Below are 23017 nucleotides of genomic sequence, written 5' to 3' on the forward strand. Positions count from 1 at the left end.
GCGCCCAGCGCCTCATGGGGAGGTACCGATGAATACGTACGGGGGGCCGGAAGCGTTCAGCCGGGTCCGGGGAATCATTGAATCCGGGAATTCCGCGTCTGGCCCTGGGTCGGATCTGATGGGACCAGGCTCCGCGGCTTCCGGGCACCCGGAACGGGCTTCCGGCTCGGCCCGGTCCGCGGGGACCATATTCCGAGGCTTCCGGCTCGGCCTCGGTCCGGGGGCCGGGCTCCACCGCTTTCGGGTGCGGCAGTGCGTTCGGCCCGGTCCGGGGGCCGGCATCCCGGCCCGGGCCGCTTCCGTAGCCGGTCAGTGACCGCGCCGGGTGACCGTCCACGAGGCCAGCGCCACGCCGGCGGCGACCGTGAACACCGCCGGCCACGCGCCGACCTTCTTGGCCAGCGGATGCGACCCGGCGAAGGCGGCCAGGTACGCGGCGCTCAGCCCGGCCGCCGCACCGGGCCCGGCGTCCTGGTGCCACTGCCGGGCGGCCACCGCTCCGGCCGCGCCGAGGGCGAGCCCGCCGAGGGGGCGCTGCCTCGTCCATCGGGCCACCCCGTACCCGCCGACGAGTCCGCCTGCCGCCACCACTGCCGCGGGAACCCTGGCCATCGCTGCCGCCTTTCGCGTTGTCGCTGTCACCGTTCGTCCCGAGCGTAGAGCGTCGTCCTCTTCGTCCCTCGTGCCCTCGTCGCCCTCGTGCCCTCGTCGCCCTCGTGCCCTCGTCGCCTGGGTCGGGCGGGCGGATCGGCCTAGTGGAAGAGCTGGCCGCGGACCGCCCCGTCCGGGAACTCCTCGGTGTGGATGTTGGAGTAGAAGGCCCACGGGTTGTCGCGGATCTCCTTCACGACTCCGGCGTGCTGGTCGTTCAGCCGCCCGGAGACCGCGAACAGCCCCTCGGGCACCGGCTTGTCGAAGAAGCCCAGCACCACGTCGCCGTTCTTGCCGAACTCGCCCTTGTGGATGTGCGCGGCGCTGGGAGCCTTGATGTCGACCCAGGCGAGTGAGAAGTCGACCGTCTTCCCCTTGGGGTGCAGGAACGTCACCGCCTTGCCGTCCCGGTCGTTGACCTTCGTCGCGTCGTTGTTCGCGACCTCCTGCGCGCCGTTGGCCAGGGCCCGCAGTTTCCCGCCCTTGATGATGTGCAGCGGGTTGATGTTCTCGTGCAGCAGCTTCAGCTGGCCGCGCACGGCCCCGCCGGGGAACTCCTCGCTGTGCAGGTTCATGTAGAAGCCGGACGGGTGCTCGACGATGCTCTTCGCGAGCGCCGCGTCGGTGAAGGTGGTGTGCCCGGCGGCCGAGTGCAGCGAGTCGGGCATCGCGGTGCCGAACAGCGGCACCTTGACGTCGCCGTTCTGCCCCGCGGCGCCCTGGTGGATGTGGCCCTGGCTCGGTACGAACCCCTCCCACTGCATCGCGAAGACCACGCGGTCGCCCTTCACCTGCATCAGGGCCACCGCCTTCCCGTCGGGATCGTTCACGGCGGCGCCGGTCGCGTCGGGCACCTCGTGCGCGCCCGTCATGACGACGGCGAAGGTGACGGCCTTCCCGTGACTGGGTTTCGTGAACGTGGCGGCGGTCTGCGACGTACTTCGCCCCCCTCCGTGGCTGTCGTTCGCGACGGCTGGGACGACACCGGTCACGGCCAGCGCGAGGGCGGCGGCCGGCACGGCGAGAGTGCGCTTGTGCATTGCGGATGGACCTCTCATTGGGGGCCGACCCGGTCCGGTCGGTCGCCGTCTTGTACGCGACGCCCGCGCGGGCCGTTCAATCCGGAAAGCCGCCGAATCCCATTGAACGGCCGCGCAGTTGCCCTCGTACCACCCGCCGTACGACGACGCACCACTCGCCTACGCGACGCGGCTGTCCGCAAGCCGTCGTACGGAGCGCCGTCGTACGCAACGCCGTCGTACGCAATGCCCGTCACCGCACCGGAAGCCGAAGGACACACCATGCGCAGCACCCGGAAAAGTGCCCGGACCAAGGCCCTGATCGCAGCACCGCTGACCGCGCTGGTACTGCTGACCGTGACCGCCTGTGAGGACTCCGGCGGGTCCGGTTCTTCGTACGGCGCCGGTGCCGCCGGGGAGTCGGCGGACCGGCAGGCCCCGGCCGAGCCGCCCGCGGACGCGCCCGCCGACGCCGCCCCGTCCACCGGCGACGAGCCCGCCACGGGCGCCGACCAGCCGGCCAAGCAGGCGCCCGCCCCCTCCGTCTCGGTCCGGACGGCCGAGTCGGAACTCGGCACGATCCTCGTCGACGACCAGGGCCGCACCCTCTACGGCTTCACCAAGGACAAGCCGGGCCAGGCCAACTGCGACGCCGACTGCATCGCGGTGTGGCCCGCGCTGATCTCGCCCAAGGACGTGACGGCGGAAGGCGGTGCCGACGCGTCACTCCTCAAGGAGGTCAAGCTCGGCGCGGGCGCGGAGCAGGCGGTCTACGGCGACTGGCCGCTCTACTACTACGTGGGCGACGTGACGGCCGGGGACGTCAACGGCCAGGGCCTGGACGGGGAGTGGTTCGTGATCGCGACCGACGGCAAGCTGATCAAGTCCGAAGCGTGACCAGCCCGCGGCCCGGCCGGAGTTGCTACTCGCAGCCGACCCCGTCCCCGTCGCGGTCCAGGTGCCGTCCGTATCCGGGGTCCCCGGCACGGACCGGCGCGGCCCCGGCGGCCCGCGCGGCGGTGCAGTTGGCGTAGTACGTGCTGCCCGACCCGCCCCCGGTGGTCCCGCCGCTGCCGCCACTGCTCCCGCCGTTTGTGCCGCCGCCGCTGTACGGCTCGCAGCCGACGCCGTCGCCGTCGCGGTCGAGGTGCGGCCCGTACCCGTACTCACCCTTGCGGACGGGAGCGGCTCCGGCGGCGCGGGCGGCGTCACAGTTGTCGTACATGAACGCCGGCTCGGGCTTCGGCTTGGGCTTCGGAGTGGGGGTGGGCGTCGGCTTGGGCGCCGGCTTCGCGACCGTGATCCGTACGACGGCGGTGGCCGAGACGGCCTCGCCGCCGTCCACGCCCTTCACCTCGACGCGGTACGTGAACTCGTCCTCGCCGCCGTACCCGGCGGTGGGCGTGTACGTGATGCCGGTGCCGTCGACCGCGGCGGTTCCGTGACCGGGCGGGCTGTCGACGGTGAGCGTGTGCTCCGCGCTGTCCCACGCGTCCGCGAGCGGTCCGGCAGGGGCTCCGGAGAGGGCGACCGTGTCGTTGTCCAGCGCCTCTACCACGATCTCCTCGCCGGCCTCGGCGCTCTCCACGTCGTCCTCGAGGCCCAGATCGGGCTGTGGCGAGGCGGTCGGCGTCGGCGACGGGGAGGGCGTGGCGCTCGAGGTCGCGGCGGCGGGCTTGACGTCCTTGCCGTCCCCACCGCACCCGACGAGCGCCGCCGCCAGCCCGATCCCGCAGACGACCGGCACGACCCGTGTACGTATCCCTCTTGCTCTCATGTGCCCCCCAAGGCTGTCCGAAAGATGAACGAGAGCCTGAGCGTGCCACCTTGGTGAAGAAGATGTGCCCATGATGATGAATCCGTGATGAAAGCGTGTGTGGAAAGGGTAGGGGGCGATCATGCGAACACGCCTCGCCCCGGTCGCTCGCCTCGCTCGAACCCAGGACGGCCTCGCGACCTACCGCCAACTGACCACCCTCGGCTGCGCCCCTTCGACCATCTCGGACCGCTGCCGCCCGGACGGCCCGTGGCGGCGCCTGCTGCCACGCGTGGTCCTGCTGCAGACGGGACGCCCGAGCCCTCGCCAGCGATTACACACGGCGGTGCTGTACGCGGGCGACCACGCACTGCTCACCGGCCGGGCTGCGCTCAGGCTGTACGGCGTCCGCGCGGCGGGCCCGCGAGAGCGGGCCGACACGGTGGACGTAGTCGTGTCGGACGGCCGCAATCCGCGGGGCGCCGGGTACGTGCGGGTCCATCGCACCCGTCGTTCCCTGCAAGGCCGCCGTATCGAAGGGCTGCCCTGCGCCACGCCCGCGAGGGCGTCTGCCGACGCGGTTCCCTACCTGGCCGATCAGCGAGAGGTCACCGCGCTCCTGGCCGAGGTCGTCCAGCAGCGCCGCTGCACGGTACCGGAACTGGCCGAGGCACTGCGGGCCGTTCACCGTTGCAGCGACCCTCGAGTGGTGGCGACGATGGAAGGTCTCGCGGCCGGTGTCCGCTCGATCGCCGAATCCGACGCCCGCGCTGTGCTGCGGGCGTCCCCGATCCCGCCGCCACTGTGGAATCCGCTTCTCCACCTGGCGGACGGCACGTTTCTGGCCTGCCCCGACGCCTACTGGCCGCACGGAGGCGTGGTACTGGAGGTCGACTCCCGCGAATGGCACCTGAACCCCGAGGGGTGGGAACGCACGATGGCGCGGCGCAACCTCATGACCCGTCACGGCTTGAGGGTCCTGTCCGTGTCACCGTCGCAGCTTCGCGAGACCCCGGGGCACGTCCTGGCGACCATCCAGGACGCTCTGGCGGGCGGCGCTCCGGTGGAGGGCGTGGTGGTACGGGAAGTGCAAGAGACGGGGTGAGCGCGCGGCCTGGGGTGTTCCTCTGTTGGGCCCGGGGAGCCGAGTCGTGTACCGACAGTCCGCGACGACCGACGTATCTGTACACGACTCCTGAGGAGCGGGGCGTGCGCCGGTTCTTCGTACGGGACCCGAACGGGCAGGCGGTCGAGGTGCTGAGCCACCGCTGAGCCCTCTCAGCGGGACGGGGCGGCGACCTGAACCAAGGCATGGGTTCCGCTGGTGCGCCATGCCTGGCCGCTCCCCTCGAGCGTGGCCAGGACGTCCTGGTCCAGGCCGGTGATGACGTCCGACTTCAGGGTGCGCAGCGCCGCCACCGGGCCCGGGAAGTACGCGGTCCGCTCGGCGAAGGGCGTGGTCGGCTCCCAGAGCCGGTCGCCGACGAGGCGGCGGTAGTTCAGATCGCCCTTGAACACGGTCATGGTGGCGGCCGCGAACTCCTCACGCAGGCCGTCGGGCATCGCGTCGTACCCGAACGGCGCGCAGAAGAACTCGTGTGCCCGTACGGTGAGCCGCCCGTCGGCCATCGCGTCCCACAGCCGCCGCCCGATCAGGGCGGCGTAACCGGCAGCGGGCGCCTGGGTGAGCCGGCGCAGGCTGTCGACGACGTCCGACATGGTCGCGTCTGAGATGTAGTACGGGTGCGGTTTCACGTGGAGGACCACGTGCGCGGCCCGCTCCGAGTGCAGCAGATGGTCGACGAGGACGAGGTCGGGGATGAGCTCCCGGCCCGCGTTGTCCGCGACGAGGTGCACGGCCGCCACGCCGCCGGGCGGCAGAAGGGACCACAGCCGCGCACTGTCGTCGGCGACGAGCCGCGAGTCGGGCCCGGTGCCCGTCGACTCGTGGGCGCCGCCGGAGTCGAGCCGGAACCCGAGGTCGGCGCGGTTGCCCCACAGGGACGCGCCCAGGAGCGCGGGCCCTTGGACGTCGGCGGGCCGCCCGGCCAGGTCGTCGAGCGCGGCGAGCTCGTCGTCGACGGTCGCACTGCGCAGTTCGGCGGCTTTGAAGGGCCCGAAGACGTCGATCCCCTGCCACGGGCCGGGCTCGAAGTGACCGAGCGCGCCGAGCAGCCGGCGGTAGAAGTAGCTTTCGGCCCACAGGAACGGCACGTCGAACCACGACCGCCCGAAGTACCCCCGCCCCCACGCCGCCCACCGCTCGCGGTCGTGCGCGTCCGCGTCGAGCGGCTCGATCACCCCGCCGGCGGTCTCCTCCAGCAGCTCGTCGAGCGCCGCGTGCTGCGCGGGCCCCCAGGGGAACGCCTCGCGGACCTGCTCGATGAGCGCCGGATGCCGCTTGGCCAGCACCCCCCAGGCGAACGACCCGGGCTCGCTGCTCAGGATCACGGGTGCGTCGTCGTCGCTTACGGGCATGGCGTCACGTACTCCTCGGTCGGCTGCCCCTCCATCATGACGACTGGGCGGGGGCCGGGGTTCAGAAGACGTCCGCGAGCAGGACGACGGCAGGGGGCACGGCCTGCCCGAGCGCGCCGCGCCACAGCTTCGGGTCGGAGACGAAGAGCATGATGCCTCCGCCGATCATGAAGAACGAGAGGTAGACGATCAGCGTCCGCCCGACCGTCTCGTGCCCGAGGTGCAGGGCGACGAACCCGGCGATCAGGCCCAGCGCGAGGAACAGGTTGTAGAAGCCGACGTTGAACCGCCACAGCCGTACCTCGGGCGCGTCAGCGGTACTCCCGGTGAGAAACACCCGAACCTGCGGCCGCCCGTAGAGAAAGCTCTCCAACGGCCACACGACGACGTGCACGGCCGCGGCGATCAGGGCGAAGACCTGACTGACGACGTTCATGGGTCCATGGTCCGGGGCGCATGCCGGGCCGCGGGGCCGACACTCTGCCGGGTCACCCGCCGGACGGGCGCGGGCACATGAGTTCCCCGAGTGGGATGTAAGGCGGACATCATGGCCCGGAGCCGTCGTCGCATGACCTGACCGCCCTGGTCAGGTCACGCCGAGGGGTGAGCAGGCGTTTCAGTGGCCAGGGCGGGGGCTCAAGTCCGGCGCAGGAACCTGCCTTGTCCCCGGTGCCTGCCTGTACGCCGGGCGGGGGATGGTTCCATTTCGGCGGTCTCGTTCGACCGACGAGGCAGAGCCGGTTCGTCCTTGTTGAGGAGGGACCGCCAGACCCGTTCCTGAAGCTCGCGGATGCAGGCCCCGCATGCGTACATGGGAGCCTGGGCACCGGCGACGTTTGCAGGGCCGATCCACAGGACACGGGTCCGCCGCTGCCCGCAGTAGAGCCAGCAGAAGCCGTCGACCCACTGGTTGCCGTCGTCCGTGGAGGCCGGCGCGGGCAGACCTCCGCGGGCGAATTCGGTGATCCAGGGGATCACCCTGTGTGGTAGCGCGAGTTCCGGAAGCATTGCCTCTCCGCCTTCAGGATCAATTGCCTCGGACCGTCGCGGGTGAAGTCTTCTCCTTCTCGGCATCAGCGAAGAGGAGGGTGGGCTCGGCGAGGATGTCGCGGCCGGCCTCGCTCTTGTAGATCTCATCCACGCTGCCGAACCGTGCCTCGGAGTAGTCGAGTTCCAGCAGGGCAGCGGCCTGTCGGACGGATGCCTCGTCGGGACCTTCGATCTCAACGAAGGTGGGGAGGTCGGGCCAAGTGTCGAAGTCGAAGGCGACCTCACCCAGGCGCCACTCTTCGCGGTAGTTCTCCTGGTACCGGACTTCGGTGAGGCCGAGCCGGCGGAGGATGTCGGCCATGGCGTGCAGGTCGGTGACCTCGGTCTCGATCTCTGTGGTGCCGTCGATCGTGGTGGCGTCGGTGACCTGCTTGAGCGTAAGCGTTGAGCGGGTGCCCTCGTCCCGCAGGCGGAGCCACGCTCCGCCGTCGAGGGAGTCGTTCTCGAAGATCTTCCGAGTGAGAAGGGTGCGCTGGAACGCCTGGATGGCGCCGAGGGCTGTGAGCTTCTTCTGAAGGTCGGCGACGTCGATAGCCAGGAACTTCGCCTCGTACTCGTGCTTCATGAGCCCTGCTTTCCGTATCGGTGGTGAAGGGCGGATGTACGGGCCGCTAGGAACAGGCCCATGCGGTGGGTGTGGTCTCGGGGTTGTCCGATGTGTGCCCGCTCGGAGAACTCGTTCGTGCGCAGCGTGAGCAGCACGTCCCAGTCGCCAATGAAGTGGTGCCGCAGGCGCTCGGGGGACGTGTAGTGCTCGACCAGGTAGTGGCGCTTCTCGACGGGCATCATGAACTCCGCGCCGAACAGCCCGCCCGGGCGGATCAAGCGCTGCATGCGCTCGACGAACTCGGCGAGCGGGCGGTGGTGGTTGGCACTGTAGTGCCACGAGCAGCTCGTCCAGATCGCGTCGCAGGGCACGTTCAGCGGCGCGCTTTGCAGGAAGTCCTCTTCCACGACGTGCACCTGGCTGGAACGCTCTTCGAGCTTGAGCCGGTCGATCAGGCCCATAGCGTGGGCTTGCGTGCCACCCGGGAGACTGACCTCGCCACCGTGCAGGGCGAGCGGGTCTCGTTCGATGGCGATGACGCGGTACCCGGCGGCGGCGAGGGGCAGGACGAACTTGCCGTCGCTCGCGCCGACGACCGCGACGGTGGCGTCAGGGGAGACCCGCTCGCTCAGCCTGGCGAGGAACTGGGGGAAGAAGGTGAGGGTGTGCTCCCACAAACTCTGTGTCTGCACGGGAGTGTGCTCCTGGCGTGTCGGGGGCGAGGATCGCCTGGAGGACCTCGTCGGTGCTGAGGTCCGTGGTGTCCACGCGGTGCATCGGGAAGAGGGCGTAGGCGTTGGTCACGCGGTCCGAGGCGGTCTCGACGAGGGCGTCCCAGTGGGAGACCGGCTTGTCCCTCGCTGTGAGGCGGCGTCGGCGCTCGTCCTCGGCGCAGACGAGGTGGTAGGTGACGGGCTGGGGCAGGGTGGGCGGCAATGTGATGTCGAGGTCGGCGCCGACGGCGCGGTGGCTGGCCAGACAGCGGGCGAAATAGCTCTCGACAACGACGGGGACACCGGCCGTCAGGTGGCGCCGTATCTCGTCGGCTGCGGTGAAGAGTGCGGAGAGGTAGAAGCACACCCTTGCCTCGGCATTCGCCCGCTTGTCCACCTCATGCCTCAAGGGCTGGTACACCGCGGGCACGGTGGGCACGAGAACGGCTTGGCGGGCCTCGGCCAACATCGGCGCGATGGTCGACTTGCCGGTGCCCCGTAGGCCTTCGAGGCTCTCGAAAAGGGGATGGTCAGGCACGGGTGTACACCACGTTCGGCACTGCGAGCGTGAGTTCGTCCGTGGTGGAGGGCCGGTGGACGATGCGGTTGGCGGACTTCTCGTACCAGAAGGCGTGCGAGTCCTTGCCGACAGCCTTGCAGGACAGGGTGAGTGCGCCGCGCGGGTCGGCTTCGATCCGTTCGATCTCGCCCGGGTCAGGCGCCGGGGCACAAACTTCCGGAGCACCTTGCTCGGACAGGTCCTCGTCAATGATGATCTCGATGGCAAGTCTGGCGGTTTGGAGCTTCTCGCGGAGCCTGCTGTAGGCGGCCGGATCGGTGACCAGCAGTTCCGGGTGGTCTGTGGCGTTGCCGACTGCCCTCAAGTGGTGCAGCTTCAGTTGCTGGACCCCGAACGTCTGCAGGATGCGGGCCAGCGGCAGCACCTCGTCGATGTTCCGCGACGTCACGGTCATGGTCGCGCCCGTTGCCACGCCGAGTTCTCGCGCGAGGTTGAGTGCGCTGAGCACTGCCTGATAACTGCCGAACTTGCGGACGCGGTCGTTGGTTGAGCCGACGCCTTCCAGCGAGACTCGCAACAAGTCCAGGTGGGGAGCGATTTCGGTCAGGCGGCGCTCGATCCGGTACCCGTTGGTGCAGATCTCGACGCGCTGCCCCAGTTCCTCCTTGGCGTACTGGACGACCTGGGCGAGGTCCCGGTAGACGAACGGCTCCCCACCGAGCAGTGTGACTGCTTCGGTGCCGTACCGCTCACGCATCAGGGTGAGAAGGTTGACGGCCTGCTCAGCATTGAAGGCGTCGGCGTGCTGGAGCCTCTTGCCGTGGAAGCAGTGCAGGCATTCGAAGTTGCAGCGGTACAGCAGCTGGAGGTACAGCATCCGGATTTTCCGGATCCCGGTAACTTCCCCGATCACGTGGGCTCCTTTGGCTCGTTGCCTGATGAGAGCCCTGATAGTGGCTGAGCCTCCGGGGACCGCGTTACCGCGTCTAGGGACAGCTCGAGGACGTCCTGGGACGTTTGCCCTGCGCAGTGAAGGTCTCCAGAATTCCGAGAAGCTGCGCGGTGTCAGACAGATCCGGCAGCACCACGGAAGCTCCGGCGGCGCTCAGCTCCTCGGCGCTGTGTATGCCCGAGGCGACCGCGATGATCCCGGAGTCTGTGGAGAGGGCGGCCTCGACGTCTCGCGGTGTGTCCCCCACGAGCACCGCGGGCACGTCCGCCGGCACATTGTGGAGCCAGCCTGCGCGCTCGCGTGCGACGGCCACAAGGTCAGGACGAAGCTCGGCGTCCGCGCCGTATGCCCCTGCGGAGAGGTCAAGCAAAGGATCGAGACCGAACGCGCACAGCTTCACGCGGGCGTTGGCCGCGATGTTGCCGGTCAGGACCGAAGACACCCATGCCTCGTGTGCCGAGGCCGCTTTGAGGGCATCGCGCACGCCTGGAAGAGCTGTGCCCCGTACCTGGAGATCGACGAGGTGCCGCTTTCCGGCGTTGGCCAGGGCGGTCTCGACAGTGGGCCAGTCCGGCTCGGGAAGACCGTCTCGAAGGAACATGTCGCGCATGATCAGACGGTCCGTGCGCCCCTCGGTCCGCGCCGGCCCGGTCGGCCGGCGTCCCGCGAGTGCCGAGAATGCGGTGGCGTAGATCTCCTTGGTCACCCCCGCGTTCTCGATGAGGGTGTGGTCGATGTCCCACAGGACGATGAGCTCCATACCGCCAGCGTAGGGAACCTGACGCGACAGGATCCCGCACGAACGTCCCACAACGTCCTTGCGTGATCACGCCGACCGCCGCTTCGATAACCTCTGTGAACGAGCGACTGCACTCCGTACTCGCCCAGCGAGGCGTCCCACCCGAATCGCTTGCGGAAGTCTGCGAGGTGGACCCCAAGACGGTAAGCCGGTGGCTCGGAGGGCGTGTTCCTCACCCACGGCATCGTTTCAAGGTCGCTCGCCACCTCAGAGTGGAGGAGACGTTCCTCTGGCCCTCACCTCCACGGAGAGCCGGGCGATCCGGTGACGGGTTAGGGAGCGAGCTCGTGGGCACCTATCAGGACCGCGCGAGTGTCCCGCGGGACATGTGGCTCTCTCTACTGCGGGAGGCCCGGTCAGAGGTCGGCGTGCTCGTCTTCTCTGGCACGTTCTTCGCGCAGTCCAATCCGCATGTTGCCAAGATGCTTGCCGAGCGTGCCGCCGACGGCGTCCAGGTGCGCCTGTGCTTTGGCGACCCGGAAGGCCAGGCGGTCGGCGTCCGGGGCCGGGAGGAAGGCATCGGCGACACTCTGGCCGCCAAGATCCGTGCCTCCCTGACGTATTACCGCCCCCTGCTGTCCGAGGCTGGATGCGAGGTTCGGCTGCACGACACCACGCTCTACACGTCTCTGTTCCGCTACGACGACAACCTGCTGGTCAATCCACACGTGTGGGGCCAACCGGCCAGCGCCAACCCCCTGCTCCACCTCCACAGGACTGTCGGCGCAGGATGGTTCGACAACTACGCTCAGAGCTTCGAAGCCGTCTGGGTCACCGCACGGCCCTGGACACCCGACCAGGAGGGGACCGCCGCACATGGGCAGGACTGAGTACTACAACGACCCCGACGCGCCCAAGGCCAACACCCTCATCCCCGCCAGCAATCTGCTCGTCGTTGACGACAGTGGCGCGATCCTCTTCCAGCGCCGCCGCGACACCGGCCAGTGGGCCCTCCCCGGCGGCGCCCAGGACATCGGCGAGACGGCGGCCCAGTGCGCAGTCCGGGAATGCCTGGAGGAGACCGGGATCGTTGCCGAGATCACCGGATTCCTCGGCGTCTACACCAACCCGAACCACATCGTCGCCTACACCGATGGCGAGATCCGCCAGCAGTATGAGAACACCTACATCGGCCGACCCATCGGCGGTGCGCCCACTGTCAACGACGAGGCCGACGGCGTCCGCTTCATCCAGCCCGCAGAGCTCGACCAGTACGACGTCCACCCCAGCATGCGCCAGCAGATCGGCGACTATCTCGCCGGGACGTACCCCTACCTTGGCTGAACCGCCAGCGCCGCCTCCACTCGCTCAACAGCGGCGAAAATCTCCGGCGCCGCTCGACGGATGAACCGTCCGACGATGCAATCGGCCCCGTAGCGGCCGGCAATCTCGGCCACCCGATCCTGCGCGGTGGTCCGGCCGCCGTCAGGCGTCGTCGTCATGTCGCAGTACACCAGCGCATCCACCAGGAGAGACTCCTCAAGCAGGGGGAACTCCGTAGCCAGTTCCTCTCGCAGCCCACGCTCCTCGGCCTCCAGCAACGCGAACGAATGGTTGGCGACCAATCGCGACAGCCGCTGGTCAGCGCCATGCGCATCACGTAGGAAGCGTGCGCCATCGAGCGGATGGAACCCTGTGAGGGCCAGACGGGGTGCGTATCCCACGTCATGCAGTGTCGCAGCGGCGACCAGCAGGTCGGCATCCTTCCCCATGATCCACCCAACCTCGGCCGCCCGGGCAGCGACCCCTTGGGTGTGCGCCCATCGGCGCGGCAGCACGCCACTGAGCTCCATCTCGGCCACACGTGACGCCCGGCCCACCGTCGGAGCCTTCGCCACCTCACTTCGCACGGAAACCACCTATCGTCGCTGTCACGAGAAACACTCGCCATGCTTCCGCCCCCACTGTCAGTACGGGTCCCTCGACGCATTTCGAGTCCCGGACGAGCGTGCCTGTGTGGGTCCTCGCGCACTCGACGCACTCGCCGCCGGATCCGTTGCTGTAAGAGGACTTGAACCACTGAGGCGAGGGGCTAACCAAGGCGGTCGTGGTGATCATCTCGAGTATTCCTTCAGGAGTGACTTGATCAGCTGGATAGAACGGTGAGGGCTCGCCGCAGCGGCACGCAGGTTGTCGAAGGCTCTCGTGTACTCACGTACATCGTCGTCTCCCTCCAGGTAGATGGCATCCGTGATGCCATCCCGGTACACGATGTCCGGGTCTCCGAGATCAGGGAAGCCCATCAGCGTGAACGAACCCGTGGCGGGATAGGGCCCGGCGTCGAAGGGCAGCACCTGCAGGGTGACGCTCGGTAGCTCCACCGAGTCGAGAACACGTTCAAGCTGCTCCCGCATCAACGCCTGGTCACCGATGACATTCCGCAGTGTGCTCTCGTGGACGACGAACCAGGCGTCTGGCGCGTCCGTCCTGGTGAGCATCGTTTGGCGCTCCATCCGTACCTGTACGGCTCGTTGGATGTCGTCCGCCGTCATCTGGTTCGTGGCGCGATGTAGCTCGACAGCGTAGGCGGGCGTCTGCATGAGCCCAGGCAGGAATTCGCACTGGTACTGCCGAAACGTGGAGATGTCCTGTTCCAGGCCGATATAGATGGAGAACCAGGAGGGGATCCCGTTGCCGTGGACCTGCCACCAACCCTTCGTCTTCGCCTGTCGTGCCAGCGACTTGAGGAAGTCCCGAAGTTCGTCATTGGTGTTGTAGAAGCGGCAGAGCGCATCGACGTCTGAGGGCTGCACCCGACCAGTGCCCGTCTCCATGCGGTTGACCTTGGACCCGCTCCAGTCGAGCGCCTCTCCGACCTGGGTACACGTGAATCCGTTGGTTTCACGAAGCTTCCTCAGCTCGATCGATAGTCGTCGGCGACGTGCCGTAGGCGAACCAGCCATGTCATGCCTCCTTGCGGTAGCGGGCGTTCAGTCTCCGCGCCACAGTGCGGGCTTGCCAATCACTCGATGGTGGGAATCCCCTGATGCATATTGCATGGGGGGATACGCGGCGCAATGCTAGCGAGTCGGAGCGCTGCGTGATGGTGAGAGGCTTGGAGGACTGGTGTGAACGAGGACGGGTGCATGGTTCGGAGGTCGTGGGAGCTTCCCTTCTTGGCTGAGCCCCAGGAAGTGGCAGCGCTTCGGCGCATCGTGCGGCTCCACTTGAAGGCGTGGGGATTGCCACGGCAGGAAGAAGTGGCTCAACTCTGTGTCAGTGAACTCGTCGCTAACGTAATCCGGCACGTGGGCACCGGGACGCCGACTGCGCTCCGTCTCTCTATGAGCGGCACATACCTGCGCGTTGAGGTACGCGATCCCGACTCCAGGGCGCTGCCGACATTGATCGCGGTTGGCCCTGACGCTGAGTCGGGACGTGGGTTAGCGCTCGTGGATGCGGTGGCTGACCGCTGGGGTGTTCTGCTCGGGTCCGACCACAAGGTGACGTGGTGCGAGATCGCGACCGATCTGTCCACGCCGAACGGGCACTCGGGAGGTGTTCGTGTCACGCGGGCGGAAGCGATGATCTCCCTGTACGGGGCGGTGGCATCCCCTCGTGCGGCGAACGCGAGTCGGCTGACCGTGACTGTGGCCAAGGACGCGGCGATCGATGTGGTCGTGGATCTCCTCCACTGGATGGTGGCCCACGGCTTCGACGCTGATGATGTGCTGGACATGGCTCAGGCACGGTTCGAGTCCGGCTTGTGGTGCGTGACGAGATGAGGCGAGATTCAGTGTGCGGCGCACGTACTTGATCTAGATTCTCCACATGGGGATTAGAGACATGCTCAGCGAGGTCGCGAACACGTACGACCGCACTGCGGGTTCGAGGCGCGATGTGAAGGGGCAGCAGCTATTGCGTGAGGTCGCGAGCCGTACCGATCTGGCGCTGCCACCAGGTTTCATCGCCAAGGGGCACGGGGGACAAACGACTCCGGCGGCCACCCCCTGGATCGGCATCTTCGATGAGCGTGGCGAGAGCGATCCCAAGATGGGCTTGTATCTTGCCTATATCTTCAGCGCTGATCTCAGGAACGTGACTCTCACCCTGCAGCAAGGGATTACCTGGCTGGAAGAGCGATTGGGTAAGGGCATCGCCCGCGAGGCGCACCTTCGCCGTCACGCGACCCGGCTCCGTCGGGCCGTGAGGCGGCAGGACCGGCAGGGCTGGATAAACGAGCCGGAGCTTCGAGATAGGGCTGCGCGCCCCCGAGCCTACGAGGCTGCCAGTGTCATCGCTAAGCCCTACGACACGACTGCCCTTCCTAGTGACGTCACGTTGATGGAGGACCTGCTGGTCGCCATCGAGGCGCTACGGCGAGCAGAGGAGGCCGATCGCATCTGGTGGATGAGCGACGACTCAGACGCCCTCCAAATGTCCTACGATCCTGGCGGCCACGCCCATCCGACCCCCGATCCGCTCGCCGGCTTCCAGCCCAAGAGCAGCAGCGAGTACGTGGTACAGATCAAGGCTCGCCAACAGGTCAAGCAGCGCAGTCACGAAAAGCTCATCGAGGACTTCGGCCACTACATCAAACAGTGTGGATATGCCCCCATAACGGTGGGGCAGCACCCCAAGGACCTTGTGCTCCGGCAACCCGCGACGGAGCAGGGCGCAGAGTGGCTGGTCGAAGCCAAAGTCGTTCGCAACGGAAACTCGACTACCGCGGTCCGCGAGGCGGTCGGACAGCTCTACGAGTACCGCCACTTCCTCTATCAGAGACAGCTTGAGCCGTTCCTCATAGGGCTGTTCTCTGAGGAGATCGGCGTTTACGCACCGTACCTCGAGGAGCGAGGAATCGCTTCAATCTGGCGGGATGGTGCCGGATGGGGCGGCTCCTCCACAGCGCAGGGGTGGGGGATGACCTCCGGCTAGCACTTCAAGCACAGAACGTGATCACTGTGTCCGGGGCACGGGTGTGTTCGTCGGTATGAACGAGAGCGCTGGACCTTGAGGGTGTGCGTGGCCTTCTTCAGGGATGACGTGTTAGCGCGCCTGCTGGCCCTCGGCCCGGATGAGGCTGCCTTACTGAAGCCGTAGCTCACCGGCGGGCCGAGGGGTTTCGCCGCCGTGGACCGGAGACGGTGGCGCCCCAAGCCGTGGCCGCTGCCGGTGTGCTGCCACGGTGGGGACGCGTCGTGGCTGTGACTACCCCCCGTGGCACCCCCGGTACGCCGTCCCCGAGCCGCACCAGCACGGTGCGCCCTTGGCCGGGGGCCAGGAGGTGGCGCGGCCGCGGGCCGCGAGGGTGGTGGCGTACTGGGGGAGGAGGTCCGTGTTCGCGGGGGAGGACTGTTCGGAGGCCGCGAAGGCCTCGTAGGAGGGGACCGTCGCCGTCACGATGCCCAGGTTCTCCGTGCCCGTCGCCGACAGGTCGCGCAGGGACGCCTCGATGTCCGACAGGTGGGCCTTGTGGCTCGGGTACTCGGACTCGAGCTGGGGGTACGCCTCCAGCAGCTCGGTGAGTTCCGCCTCCGGCCAGTGGAGGACCGCGACCGGGAAGGGGCGGGACAGCGCCGAGCGGTAGGAGCCCAGTTCGGAGCGGAGGCGGGTGATCTCCGCCTTCAACTCGGCCGGGTTGTCGGAGCCCAGCGCCCACAGGCGGTTGGGGTCGTGGAGTTCGTCGAGCGTGACGTCCGGGGTGTGGGCGGCGTGGACCCGGTCGGCCGTGGAGTCCCAGTCGTCGTGGGGCAGGCCCAGCAGGCGGCGGACGCGGTGGCGGCCCGAGAGGAGGGACCGGGTGGCGTACGGGACGTCCTCGTCGCCGTCGGCCAGGAGGATCGTCAGCGCCGTCGTGAAGCAGTCGTGCGACGCCTCGAGTTCGTCGTGGTGCTCCAGCGTCTCCGCGATGATCTCCCACGGCGCGGCCTCGGTCGGAGCGGCCGCGCGGACCCCGTCGATCAGGGCGCGGGCCTCGGCCTCGTGGCCGTACTCCCAGAGGTTGGCGGCCTGCAGCGCCTTGACGAGCTGAGGGTGCTCGGGCTGCCCGGGCAGCACGGAGGCCAGGAGGCGGTCGTAGAGGGTGGAGGCTCGGCCGCGTTCGCCGGCGAGTTCCAGGTGGGCTGCGGCCTGGAGGAGCAGCGGCTCGGCGTCTTCCGGATACTGCTCGGCGGTACGCAGCAGGCGCTCGGCTTCGGCGATGTGGTCAGCAGGCGTGTCGGGGCGCATGCAGCACACCGTACTGCCGTACGGGGTACGGCCGGCAGGCCGACCCGGTCCCGGTGACGGGCACGCCCGGCTGCCTCGCGGGTCGCGATGCTGGTGACTTGAGGGCCGCGGCCCTACCCTGCGCGCGTGCGGAGGCAGCGGGAGCGGCGGCGGGCACGGCATCGGGAGCGCAGGCGGGTGTGGCTGGCGCGCGGGCTGTGGACGGCCGCGGAGGCCGCCGTCACGCTCGGGGTCGTCGTGCTGCTCCTCGTCGTCCACCAGCTGTGGTGGACCAACCGGCAGGCCGACCGGGGCGCCGAGCGGCAGGTGCGGGCCCTGGAGCAGCGCTGGGCGCAGGATCGGGAGCCGGCGGAGCGGGGAAGGGTGCGGGAGCCCCCGGAGGCCGCCCCCGAACCGGGCCCCGCCCCCGCGCGGGAGCGTGAACCCTCGCACGCGCCCCGCTGGGACCAGGCGTACGCCGTCCTCCGCATTCCCCGGCTCGGCGTCGTCGCCCCCGTCGCCGAGGGCGTCGGCAAGCGCCGTGTCCTCGACAAGGGGTACGTCGGGCACTACCCGGCGACCGCGCAGCCCGGCCGGGCCGGGAACTTCGCCGTCGCCGGGCACCGCAACACCCACGGCGAGCGCTTCCGGCGCATCGACCGGCTCCGCCCCGGCGACACCGTGGAGGTGGAGACCCGGGAGGGGGTGTACGTGTACGCCGTCGGCCGGACGCTCGCGCGGACCCTGCCCGGCGACACGGGTGTGATCGACCCGGTCCCGCGCAGCTCGGTGCGGCCCGCCGCCGGATACCGAGCGGCGGGCCACTACCTGACGATGACGACGTGCACGCCCGAGTTCAGCTCCAGATACCGGCTGGTGGTGTGGGGGCGGCTGGCCGCCGTACGGCCGCGGTGAGCACGGTGGGCGCCCGGCGGGCTACGACGTGAGCCCGATCTCCTTGCACGCCGCGCGCACCTCGGGGACGCAGATCTGGTCCACCGTGTAGAGGCCGTCCTTGACGACGGTCTCCTCGATGTTCTCCTGTGTCAGCGCGATGACCGGGATGCGCACGGTCGGGACGGACTCCTCGGTCGGGGTGTCGATGTCCGTGTGCGCGGCCGCCCCGAGCGACATGTGCCGGGCGAGCAGGATGGCCATCTCGGCGGCGGCCGCCGCCTCCGGCGCGTACTGCTTGTAGACCGTCATGTACTGATCACCGGCGACGATGCGCTGCACCGCGGCCAGTTCGGCGTCCTGGCCCGTGACGGGCGGGAGGTCGGTGACGCCGGCCGACTTGAGGGCCTCGATGATGCCGCCCGCCATGCCGTCGTTGGCGGAGTAGACGCCGGTGATGGCGTCCTTGCCGAGGGAGGCGATCGCGGTCTCCATGTTGGCCTTGGCGTTCTCGGGCTTCCAGTCCTCGGTGTCGTACTCGAGGCCGATCTCCACCTTGCCGTCGAGCTCGGTGTGGGCGCCCTTCTTGAACATGGCGGCGTTCGGGTCGGTCAGGGCGCCGTTCACCATCACGATCTTGCCGGACGCGGCGCCTGAGCCGGCCTCGCCTCGCTTCTTGAGGGCCTCCAGCAGGGCCTTGCCCTGGATGTGGCCGACCTGTTCGTTGTCGAAGGAGACGTAACCGTCGATCGGGCCCTCGGCGAGGCGGTCGAACGCGACGACGGGGATGGCGGCCTCGTCGGCCTTCTCGATCGCGCCGGCGATGGCCTTGGAGTCCACCGCGTCCACGATCAGTACGTCGACGTCGTCCTCGATCATGGCTTCGAGCTGCTGCGTCTGCAGACCGGCGTCGTGCCCGGCGTTGGCGTAGAGGACCCTGCCCTTGTTGTTGGTGAGGCGGGCAATACGTTCCTCGATGACCGGTTTGTCGAACTGCTCGTAGCGAGCGGCCTGGTTCTCCGGAAGGAGCAGCCCGACGACGATGTCGTCGGTGAGCCTGACACCAGGCTCCGCGTCGGTGCCACCGCAGCCGGAGAGCGGTATGAGCACGGCGGTGGCGGCGGCTGCGACGGCGGCACGACGCAGAAATGCGTTCATTGGTTGAATCCAACCTCCCTGACAGGCTGCATCATTTGCAGCCAAGGTGGCCGAAAGCCAACTCTGTGGGGATGGAAGCGTCAAGGGCTGCATGACGAACGTGACCGCAACGTGATTCTGCGTAATCAACCGTTCAAACAATTGTGTTCGAGGGTCGGTCGCCGCGCGGCGTGACGGGGGGGGTGGCGGGGTGTGCGCAAGTCCCTTTCAGGGGGCGCGGAACGGGAACTCCGCGCGGGGGGCCGCTCGTATACTCGGTGTCCGGCGCCACGTGGTTTCCCACGGCGCACCAGAGGGACCGGTGGAACGGGTGGGCGGTTCGTGACAGGGGAGGGGCGCATGGCCGGTCGTACGGCACGGCTGCTCCGGCCCGCCGCGCTGCTGCTCCTCCTGCTCGTCGAGATCCTCCTCGTCGACGGCGGCAGCCTCTCCGCCGCCGTCGCGCTCGCCGCGACGGCCACCGCCGCGGCCGGGTCCGCGCTCGTCGTCTGCGCCGTCATCAGCGCGCGCTGCGCCCCCGCCGTGCCACGGACCCGCGTCCGCACGGCCCTGCGCGACCGCGAGAAACGCACCGCCTTCCTGCCACAGCGCGACCCCGACGCCCGGGGCCGCAGGCGCCCCCGAGCGCCCGGCCGTCTCCTCCCGACGGCCCCGTAGGCGCGCTGCCCCTCAGCACTGCCACGCACCGCCCCCGCGGGTCGTCATGCCGTCATGTCTTCTTCTCCCGGCACGACGAGACCCCCCGGAGGGCTCACCCATGTCCGTTTTCGCCACCCTGGTCGAGCAGCTCGCCGATCTGCTCCAGCCGCTGTTCGCCGCGTCCGCCACCGCCGCCGCGATCGTCGTCTTCACCGCGCTCGTACGGCTCGCGGTACATCCGCTCTCCCGCGCCGCCGCCCGTGGCCAGAAGGGCCGCACCCGCCTTGCGCCGCAGCTCGCCGCACTGCGCGCCAAGCACGGCAAGAACCCGGAGCGGCTGCGGAAGGCCACGCTGGAGCTGTACGCGAAGGAGAAGGTGTCGCCGCTGGCCGGCTGTCTGCCGAGCCTGCTCCAGGTGCCGGCGTTCTTCCTGCTGTACCACCTGTTCTCCAGCGCCGAGATCGGCGGTGAGCCCAACGGGCTCCTCGGCCACTCCCTCCTCGACGCGCCGCTCGCCGACCGCTGGACCGACGCCCTGGCGCACGGCGGGCTGCTCGGCGGCGCCGGGCTCGTCTACCTGGCCCTCTTCGTGACCGTCGCCGCCGTGGCGACGTCCAACTACCGGCGCACCAAGCAGCAGATGGCCGCCGCGCCTGCCACGCCCGCCGTCGGCGAGCAGCTGCCGGGCATGGGGGCGATGACGAAGGTGATGCCGCTGATGTCGTTCCTCACGCTCGCCACCGTCGCCGTCGTGCCGCTGGCCGCCGCGCTGTACGTCGTCACCTCCACCACCTGGGCCGCGGTCGAGCGGGTCTTCCTCTACCGGGACACGCCGGTACCGCTGGCGGCACAGATGTGAACGCGCCCCGGGTGGCCGCCTACTGGTGCGTAACGGTCCAGGTTGTGAACAGGGTCTTGCGGAGTGGTCGGCCACCTTGGAGGATCGGCCAATCCTCCGATCCTCCGACGGCCGCACCTGTCGGGCCGGGCCGGGCTCGCACTCGACCAGAGGAGAGAAGACCATGAAGCTGCTGCGTGTCGGAACGGCAGGCGCCGAACGCCCCGCGCTGCTCGACCAGGACGGGACGACGCTGCGCGACCTGTCCGGCCTTGTCGCGGACATCGACGGAACGCTGCTCGCGGACGCCGCCGCCCTCGACCGGATCAGGGCCGCGGCCGCCGCCGGTGAACTGCCCGTACTGGACGCGACCGGGCTCCGCGTCGGGCCGCCGGTCGGCCGGGTCGGGAAGGTCGTGTGCATCGGGCTGAACTACCACGACCACGCTGCCGAGACCGGAGCGGCAGTACCGGCCGAGCCCGTCGTCTTCCTCAAGGCCGCCGACACCGTGGTCGGGCCCGCCGACACCGTGCTCGTACCGCGCGGCAGCCGCAAGACCGACTGGGAGGTCGAGCTCGCGGTCGTCGTGGGGCGTACGGCGCGCTACATCGAGCCCGACGAGGACCCGCTCTCGTACGTCGCCGGGTACGCGGTCGCCCACGACGTCTCGGAGCGCGAGTTCCAGATCGAGCGCGGCGGCACCTGGGACAAGGGCAAGAACTGCGAGACGTTCAACCCGCTCGGGCCGTGGCTCGTGACCGCGGACGAGGTGCCGGACCCGCAGGCCCTCGGTCTGAAGCTCTGGGTCAACGGCGAGCTGAAGCAGAACGGGACGACCGCCGACCAGATCTTCCCGGTCGCCGAGGTCGTCCGTTACCTGAGCCGGTTCATGACGCTCCACCCGGGCGACGTCATCAACACCGGTACGCCCGCTGGTGTCGCCATGGGCCAACCCGAGCCGAAGCCGTACCTGCGCGCCGGCGACGTGGTCGAGCTCGAGATCGACGGCCTCGGCCGCCAGCGTCAGGAGCTCAAGGACGCGTAGCACGCGGACGCGCGGGAGGTTGGCGGCGCGGCCCGCCGACCCGGGCGGCGCTCGGGCCGGCGGGCCCGCACGCAGTGCCGGCCGGGCGGCCCGCCAGCGGGTCCGACGGCCGCCCCGCCGGACGGAATCCGGCCTTCGCCCCGGCCGCGGGTCAGGCTCGCCCGGCCGCGGGTCAGGCCCACCCGGCGGCGGGCCGGCACGCCCGCCCCCTCACCTCACCTCGCGATGAACCGCTCCAGCGCCTCCACCACCATCGCGTGGTCCTCCGCCTGCGGCAGACCCGAGACCGTGACCGAGCCGACCACGCCCGCACCGTCGACCGTGAGGGGGAAGGAGCCACCGTGTGCCGCGTACCGGGCCGGGTCCAGGCGGGAGGACTCCTCGAAGGTGGTGCCCTTGGCGCGGTGCCGCGCCCCGACCAGGTACGAGCTCTCGCCGTACCGCTCGACGACCCGGCGCTTGCGGTCGATCCACGCGTCGTTGTCCGCGCTGGAGCCGGGCAGCGCGGCGTGGAACAGCTGCTGGGCGCCGCGGTGGATGTCGATGGCCACCGGCGCCTCCCGCAGATGTGCCATCTCCACCAGCATGCTGCCGAGCGCCCACGCGTCCGAGTACGTGAACCGGCGGAGGGTGAGCCGGCGCTCCTGCTCGACGATCTCGTCGACGCTCAGGTGGGGGACCGGCTTCATCGTGTCCAGCGTGTTCATGCGGTGACCTCCACGGTGACGGTGATCCCTTCACGGGCGGAGCGACGGGCGGCCTCCAGCACGTCCAGTGCCGCGGCCGCCTCCTCCGCGGTGACCGGCGGGGCGGTCCTGCCGCGCACGGCGGCGGCGACCGCCGCGTAGTACGCGGGGTAGTCGCCCGGCACGGTCTCCACGGGAACGCCGCCGCCGGTCAGCGGTGACTCTCCCGCACCCACCCGGCCCCACAGCGCCTTGGGCTCCACGCCCCACGGCTCGCCGTCCCCCGGACGGCGGCTGGCGCGCAGCGCGTCCTCCTGCGGGTCCAGGCCGTACTTCACGTACCCGCCCGTGGAGCCCAGAACCCGGAAACGCGGCCCGAGCTGTGCGGTGGTGGCACTGACGTACAGATGTGAGCGGACGCCGTTGGTGTGGGTGATCGCGATGAACGTGTCGTCGTCGGCCTGCGCGCCGGCGCGGCGTACGTCCGACTCGGCGTACACGCGCGCCGCCGGGCCGAAGAGGGTCAGCGCCTGGTCGACGACATGGCTGCCCAGGTCGTACAGCAGGCCGCCGATCTCAGCCGGGTCGCCCGACTCGCGCCAGCCGCCCTTGAGCTGCGGACGCCAGCGCTCGAAGCGGGATTCGAAGCGCTGCACCTCGCCGAGGCCACCGGACTCGACGAGCCGCCGCAGGGTGAGGAAGTCGTTGTCCCAGCGGCGGTTCTGGAAGACGGAGAGCACGAGCGAGCGCTCGGCGGCGAGTTTCGCCAGCGCGCGGGCCTCCGCGGCGGTGCCGGCGATGGGCTTGTCGACGACGACCGCGACCCCCGCTTCGAGGGCGGCGCGGGCGAGCGGGACGTGCGTCTTGTTGGGCGAGGCGATGACGACGAGATCGAGCTCGTCCGCGCGGGCCCACAGCCGGTCGGGCGAGGCTTCGACCCGGATTTCGGGGAACTCGGACCGTGCCTGCTCCGCCCGCTCCGGGCTGGAGGTGACGACCGTGTCGAGTACGAGACCGTCGGTGGCGGCGATCAGCGGGGCGTGGAAGACGGAGCCCGCCAGGCCGTAACCGACGAGGGCGACGCGGAGGGGAGAGCCGGTACCAGTCATGCCGACCACTTAA

General features: G+C 69.5%; 27 protein-coding genes. 10 read left to right on the top strand and 17 right to left on the bottom strand.

Annotated elements, in window-relative coordinates; all coding sequences use genetic code 11:
* Nucleotides 1–309: 309 nt before the first annotated feature.
* Together ACFYOP_RS00650 and ACFYOP_RS00655 are read right to left on the bottom strand one after the other, a co-directional pair.
* Nucleotides 310–612 (bottom strand): hypothetical protein, encoded by a 303-nt coding sequence (locus ACFYOP_RS00650; RefSeq protein ID WP_356889432.1) that lies wholly within the window; start codon nucleotides 610–612, stop codon nucleotides 310–312.
* A gap of 140 nt (nucleotides 613–752) precedes the next feature.
* Entirely contained in the window at nucleotides 753–1691 is a 939-nt protein-coding gene (locus ACFYOP_RS00655) for a CHRD domain-containing protein (RefSeq protein ID WP_356889434.1), read from the bottom strand.
* 261 nt (nucleotides 1692–1952) lie between these two features.
* Here ACFYOP_RS00655 and ACFYOP_RS00660 point away from each other — a divergent pair, with 261 nt between their 5' ends.
* Entirely contained in the window at nucleotides 1953–2567 is a 615-nt protein-coding gene (locus ACFYOP_RS00660) for a hypothetical protein (protein ID WP_356889436.1), read from the top strand.
* Between the two features lie 25 nt (nucleotides 2568–2592).
* On the opposite strand, the gene ACFYOP_RS00665 is transcribed toward ACFYOP_RS00660, so the two are convergent.
* A complete protein-coding gene (locus ACFYOP_RS00665; protein ID WP_356889438.1) occupies nucleotides 2593–3417 on the bottom strand; it encodes an excalibur calcium-binding domain-containing protein in 825 nt (274 codons plus the stop codon).
* Nucleotides 3418–3568: 151 nt separating this feature from the next.
* Here ACFYOP_RS00665 and ACFYOP_RS00670 point away from each other — a divergent pair, with 151 nt between their 5' ends.
* Nucleotides 3569–4531 carry a hypothetical protein gene (locus tag ACFYOP_RS00670; RefSeq protein ID WP_356889440.1) on the top strand — a complete coding sequence of 321 codons (963 nt, stop codon included), beginning with the start codon at nucleotides 3569–3571 and terminating at the stop codon, nucleotides 4529–4531.
* Between the two features lie 173 nt (nucleotides 4532–4704).
* On the opposite strand, the gene ACFYOP_RS00675 is transcribed toward ACFYOP_RS00670, so the two are convergent.
* From ACFYOP_RS00675 to ACFYOP_RS00705, 7 genes are all read right to left on the bottom strand, one after another.
* Nucleotides 4705–5904: a damage-control phosphatase ARMT1 family protein gene (locus ACFYOP_RS00675; protein ID WP_356889442.1), complete on the bottom strand. Its 1200-nt coding sequence runs from the start codon at nucleotides 5902–5904 to the stop codon at nucleotides 4705–4707.
* A gap of 61 nt (nucleotides 5905–5965) precedes the next feature.
* Nucleotides 5966–6340: a DUF1304 domain-containing protein gene (locus tag ACFYOP_RS00680; protein WP_356889444.1), complete on the bottom strand. Its 375-nt coding sequence runs from the start codon at nucleotides 6338–6340 to the stop codon at nucleotides 5966–5968.
* Between the two features lie 591 nt (nucleotides 6341–6931).
* Nucleotides 6932–7519 carry a class IV adenylate cyclase gene (locus tag ACFYOP_RS00685; RefSeq protein WP_356889446.1) on the bottom strand — a complete coding sequence of 196 codons (588 nt, stop codon included), beginning with the start codon at nucleotides 7517–7519 and terminating at the stop codon, nucleotides 6932–6934.
* Nucleotides 7516–8193 (bottom strand): class I SAM-dependent methyltransferase, encoded by a 678-nt coding sequence (locus ACFYOP_RS00690; RefSeq protein WP_356889448.1) that lies wholly within the window; start codon nucleotides 8191–8193, stop codon nucleotides 7516–7518. Before ACFYOP_RS00690 ends, ACFYOP_RS00685 begins: the two co-directional genes overlap by 4 nt.
* Nucleotides 8111–8752, bottom strand: coding sequence for a hypothetical protein (locus ACFYOP_RS00695; protein WP_356889450.1), 642 nt, complete (start codon nucleotides 8750–8752; stop codon nucleotides 8111–8113). Before ACFYOP_RS00695 ends, ACFYOP_RS00690 begins: the two co-directional genes overlap by 83 nt.
* A complete protein-coding gene (locus ACFYOP_RS00700; RefSeq protein WP_356889452.1) occupies nucleotides 8745–9647 on the bottom strand; it encodes a radical SAM protein in 903 nt (300 codons plus the stop codon). The genes ACFYOP_RS00695 and ACFYOP_RS00700 overlap by 8 nt, the downstream gene beginning before the upstream one ends.
* A 73-nt stretch (nucleotides 9648–9720) precedes the next feature.
* Entirely contained in the window at nucleotides 9721–10446 is a 726-nt protein-coding gene (locus ACFYOP_RS00705) for a haloacid dehalogenase-like hydrolase (RefSeq protein WP_356889454.1), read from the bottom strand.
* 95 nt (nucleotides 10447–10541) lie between these two features.
* Here ACFYOP_RS00705 and ACFYOP_RS00710 point away from each other — a divergent pair, with 95 nt between their 5' ends.
* Both ACFYOP_RS00710 and ACFYOP_RS00715 read left to right on the top strand, forming a co-directional pair.
* Nucleotides 10542–11315, top strand: coding sequence for an XRE family transcriptional regulator (locus ACFYOP_RS00710; protein WP_356890208.1), 774 nt, complete (start codon nucleotides 10542–10544; stop codon nucleotides 11313–11315).
* Nucleotides 11302–11769 carry an NUDIX domain-containing protein gene (locus tag ACFYOP_RS00715; RefSeq protein WP_356889456.1) on the top strand — a complete coding sequence of 156 codons (468 nt, stop codon included), beginning with the start codon at nucleotides 11302–11304 and terminating at the stop codon, nucleotides 11767–11769. Before ACFYOP_RS00710 ends, ACFYOP_RS00715 begins: the two co-directional genes overlap by 14 nt.
* Here ACFYOP_RS00715 and ACFYOP_RS00720 read toward each other — a convergent pair.
* Genes ACFYOP_RS00720 through ACFYOP_RS00730 form a run of 3 tightly spaced genes read right to left on the bottom strand, consistent with a single transcriptional unit; the run spans nucleotide 11757 to nucleotide 13388 of the window.
* Nucleotides 11757–12278 (bottom strand): HD domain-containing protein, encoded by a 522-nt coding sequence (locus tag ACFYOP_RS00720; RefSeq protein WP_356890210.1) that lies wholly within the window; start codon nucleotides 12276–12278, stop codon nucleotides 11757–11759. The genes ACFYOP_RS00715 and ACFYOP_RS00720 overlap by 13 nt on opposite strands.
* Nucleotides 12279–12324: 46 nt before the next feature.
* Nucleotides 12325–12543: a DUF397 domain-containing protein gene (locus tag ACFYOP_RS00725; RefSeq protein ID WP_356889458.1), complete on the bottom strand. Its 219-nt coding sequence runs from the start codon at nucleotides 12541–12543 to the stop codon at nucleotides 12325–12327.
* Complete coding sequence (locus ACFYOP_RS00730) at nucleotides 12540–13388, bottom strand: helix-turn-helix transcriptional regulator (RefSeq protein WP_356889460.1); 849 nt, start codon at nucleotides 13386–13388, stop codon at nucleotides 12540–12542. The genes ACFYOP_RS00725 and ACFYOP_RS00730 overlap by 4 nt, the downstream gene beginning before the upstream one ends.
* 183 nt (nucleotides 13389–13571) lie before the next feature.
* On the opposite strand from ACFYOP_RS00730, the gene ACFYOP_RS00735 reads away from it, so the two are divergent.
* Both ACFYOP_RS00735 and ACFYOP_RS00740 read left to right on the top strand, forming a co-directional pair.
* Complete coding sequence (locus ACFYOP_RS00735; protein WP_356890212.1) at nucleotides 13572–14210, top strand: ATP-binding protein; 639 nt, start codon at nucleotides 13572–13574, stop codon at nucleotides 14208–14210.
* Between the two features lie 61 nt (nucleotides 14211–14271).
* Entirely contained in the window at nucleotides 14272–15363 is a 1092-nt protein-coding gene (locus ACFYOP_RS00740) for an MrcB family domain-containing protein (protein WP_356889462.1), read from the top strand.
* A gap of 273 nt (nucleotides 15364–15636) precedes the next feature.
* Here the strand turns inward: ACFYOP_RS00740 and ACFYOP_RS00745 are convergent, their stop codons facing one another.
* The gene (locus tag ACFYOP_RS00745) at nucleotides 15637–16656 is read right to left on the bottom strand and encodes an SEC-C domain-containing protein (RefSeq protein WP_356889464.1); all 1020 of its coding nucleotides are present in this window, start codon (nucleotides 16654–16656) and stop codon (nucleotides 15637–15639) included.
* 126 nt (nucleotides 16657–16782) lie between these two features.
* Here ACFYOP_RS00745 and ACFYOP_RS00750 point away from each other — a divergent pair, with 126 nt between their 5' ends.
* Complete coding sequence (locus ACFYOP_RS00750) at nucleotides 16783–17550, top strand: class E sortase (protein ID WP_356889466.1); 768 nt, start codon at nucleotides 16783–16785, stop codon at nucleotides 17548–17550.
* 21 nt (nucleotides 17551–17571) lie between these two features.
* Here the strand turns inward: ACFYOP_RS00750 and ACFYOP_RS00755 are convergent, their stop codons facing one another.
* Nucleotides 17572–18687 (bottom strand): substrate-binding domain-containing protein, encoded by a 1116-nt coding sequence (locus ACFYOP_RS00755; RefSeq protein WP_356889468.1) that lies wholly within the window; start codon nucleotides 18685–18687, stop codon nucleotides 17572–17574.
* A 339-nt stretch (nucleotides 18688–19026) separates the two neighbouring features.
* On the opposite strand from ACFYOP_RS00755, the gene ACFYOP_RS00760 reads away from it, so the two are divergent.
* The 3 genes from ACFYOP_RS00760 (at nucleotide 19027) to ACFYOP_RS00770 (ending at nucleotide 21209) form a co-directional block, all read left to right on the top strand.
* On the top strand, nucleotides 19027–19344 hold the full coding sequence (locus ACFYOP_RS00760) for a DUF6412 domain-containing protein (protein WP_356889470.1): 318 nt from the start codon (nucleotides 19027–19029) through the stop codon (nucleotides 19342–19344).
* Between the two features lie 100 nt (nucleotides 19345–19444).
* The gene (locus tag ACFYOP_RS00765; protein ID WP_356889472.1) at nucleotides 19445–20185 is read left to right on the top strand and encodes a YidC/Oxa1 family membrane protein insertase; all 741 of its coding nucleotides are present in this window, start codon (nucleotides 19445–19447) and stop codon (nucleotides 20183–20185) included.
* Nucleotides 20186–20348: 163 nt separating this feature from the next.
* Nucleotides 20349–21209, top strand: coding sequence for a fumarylacetoacetate hydrolase family protein (locus ACFYOP_RS00770; protein WP_356889474.1), 861 nt, complete (start codon nucleotides 20349–20351; stop codon nucleotides 21207–21209).
* Nucleotides 21210–21424: 215 nt separating this feature from the next.
* On the opposite strand, the gene ACFYOP_RS00775 is transcribed toward ACFYOP_RS00770, so the two are convergent.
* Entirely contained in the window at nucleotides 21425–21916 is a 492-nt protein-coding gene (locus ACFYOP_RS00775) for a heme-degrading domain-containing protein (RefSeq protein WP_356889476.1), read from the bottom strand.
* Entirely contained in the window at nucleotides 21913–23004 is a 1092-nt protein-coding gene (locus tag ACFYOP_RS00780) for a Gfo/Idh/MocA family oxidoreductase (protein WP_356889478.1), read from the bottom strand. The genes ACFYOP_RS00775 and ACFYOP_RS00780 overlap by 4 nt, the downstream gene beginning before the upstream one ends.
* Nucleotides 23005–23017 lie beyond the last annotated feature (13 nt).

The sequence above is a fragment of the Streptomyces sp. NPDC006294 genome, from assembly GCF_042870895.1.
GTDB lineage: Bacteria > Actinomycetota > Actinomycetes > Streptomycetales > Streptomycetaceae > Streptomyces.

What these genes read in the sequence shown, in the direction of transcription:
- ACFYOP_RS00650 (WP_356889432.1), bottom strand. Translation starts at nt 612, where the DNA reads ATGGCCAGGGTTCCCGCGGCAGTGGTGGCGGCAGGCGGACTCGTCGGC.
- ACFYOP_RS00655 (WP_356889434.1), bottom strand. Translation starts at nt 1,691, where the DNA reads ATGCACAAGCGCACTCTCGCCGTGCCGGCCGCCGCCCTCGCGCTGGCC.
- ACFYOP_RS00660 (WP_356889436.1), top strand. Translation starts at nt 1,953, where the DNA reads ATGCGCAGCACCCGGAAAAGTGCCCGGACCAAGGCCCTGATCGCAGCA.
- ACFYOP_RS00670 (WP_356889440.1), top strand. Translation starts at nt 3,569, where the DNA reads ATGCGAACACGCCTCGCCCCGGTCGCTCGCCTCGCTCGAACCCAGGAC.
- ACFYOP_RS00675 (WP_356889442.1), bottom strand. Translation starts at nt 5,904, where the DNA reads ATGCCCGTAAGCGACGACGACGCACCCGTGATCCTGAGCAGCGAGCCC.
- ACFYOP_RS00680 (WP_356889444.1), bottom strand. Translation starts at nt 6,340, where the DNA reads ATGAACGTCGTCAGTCAGGTCTTCGCCCTGATCGCCGCGGCCGTGCAC.
- ACFYOP_RS00685 (WP_356889446.1), bottom strand. Translation starts at nt 7,519, where the DNA reads ATGAAGCACGAGTACGAGGCGAAGTTCCTGGCTATCGACGTCGCCGAC.
- ACFYOP_RS00705 (WP_356889454.1), bottom strand. Translation starts at nt 10,446, where the DNA reads ATGGAGCTCATCGTCCTGTGGGACATCGACCACACCCTCATCGAGAAC.
- ACFYOP_RS00715 (WP_356889456.1), top strand. Translation starts at nt 11,302, where the DNA reads ATGGGCAGGACTGAGTACTACAACGACCCCGACGCGCCCAAGGCCAAC.
- ACFYOP_RS00720 (WP_356890210.1), bottom strand. Translation starts at nt 12,278, where the DNA reads ATGGAGCTCAGTGGCGTGCTGCCGCGCCGATGGGCGCACACCCAAGGG.
- ACFYOP_RS00725 (WP_356889458.1), bottom strand. Translation starts at nt 12,543, where the DNA reads ATGATCACCACGACCGCCTTGGTTAGCCCCTCGCCTCAGTGGTTCAAG.
- ACFYOP_RS00730 (WP_356889460.1), bottom strand. Translation starts at nt 13,388, where the DNA reads ATGGCTGGTTCGCCTACGGCACGTCGCCGACGACTATCGATCGAGCTG.
- ACFYOP_RS00735 (WP_356890212.1), top strand. Translation starts at nt 13,572, where the DNA reads ATGGTTCGGAGGTCGTGGGAGCTTCCCTTCTTGGCTGAGCCCCAGGAA.
- ACFYOP_RS00740 (WP_356889462.1), top strand. Translation starts at nt 14,272, where the DNA reads ATGCTCAGCGAGGTCGCGAACACGTACGACCGCACTGCGGGTTCGAGG.
- ACFYOP_RS00745 (WP_356889464.1), bottom strand. Translation starts at nt 16,656, where the DNA reads ATGCGCCCCGACACGCCTGCTGACCACATCGCCGAAGCCGAGCGCCTG.
- ACFYOP_RS00755 (WP_356889468.1), bottom strand. Translation starts at nt 18,687, where the DNA reads ATGAACGCATTTCTGCGTCGTGCCGCCGTCGCAGCCGCCGCCACCGCC.
- ACFYOP_RS00760 (WP_356889470.1), top strand. Translation starts at nt 19,027, where the DNA reads ATGGCCGGTCGTACGGCACGGCTGCTCCGGCCCGCCGCGCTGCTGCTC.
- ACFYOP_RS00765 (WP_356889472.1), top strand. Translation starts at nt 19,445, where the DNA reads ATGTCCGTTTTCGCCACCCTGGTCGAGCAGCTCGCCGATCTGCTCCAG.
- ACFYOP_RS00770 (WP_356889474.1), top strand. Translation starts at nt 20,349, where the DNA reads ATGAAGCTGCTGCGTGTCGGAACGGCAGGCGCCGAACGCCCCGCGCTG.
- ACFYOP_RS00775 (WP_356889476.1), bottom strand. Translation starts at nt 21,916, where the DNA reads ATGAACACGCTGGACACGATGAAGCCGGTCCCCCACCTGAGCGTCGAC.
- ACFYOP_RS00780 (WP_356889478.1), bottom strand. Translation starts at nt 23,004, where the DNA reads ATGACTGGTACCGGCTCTCCCCTCCGCGTCGCCCTCGTCGGTTACGGC.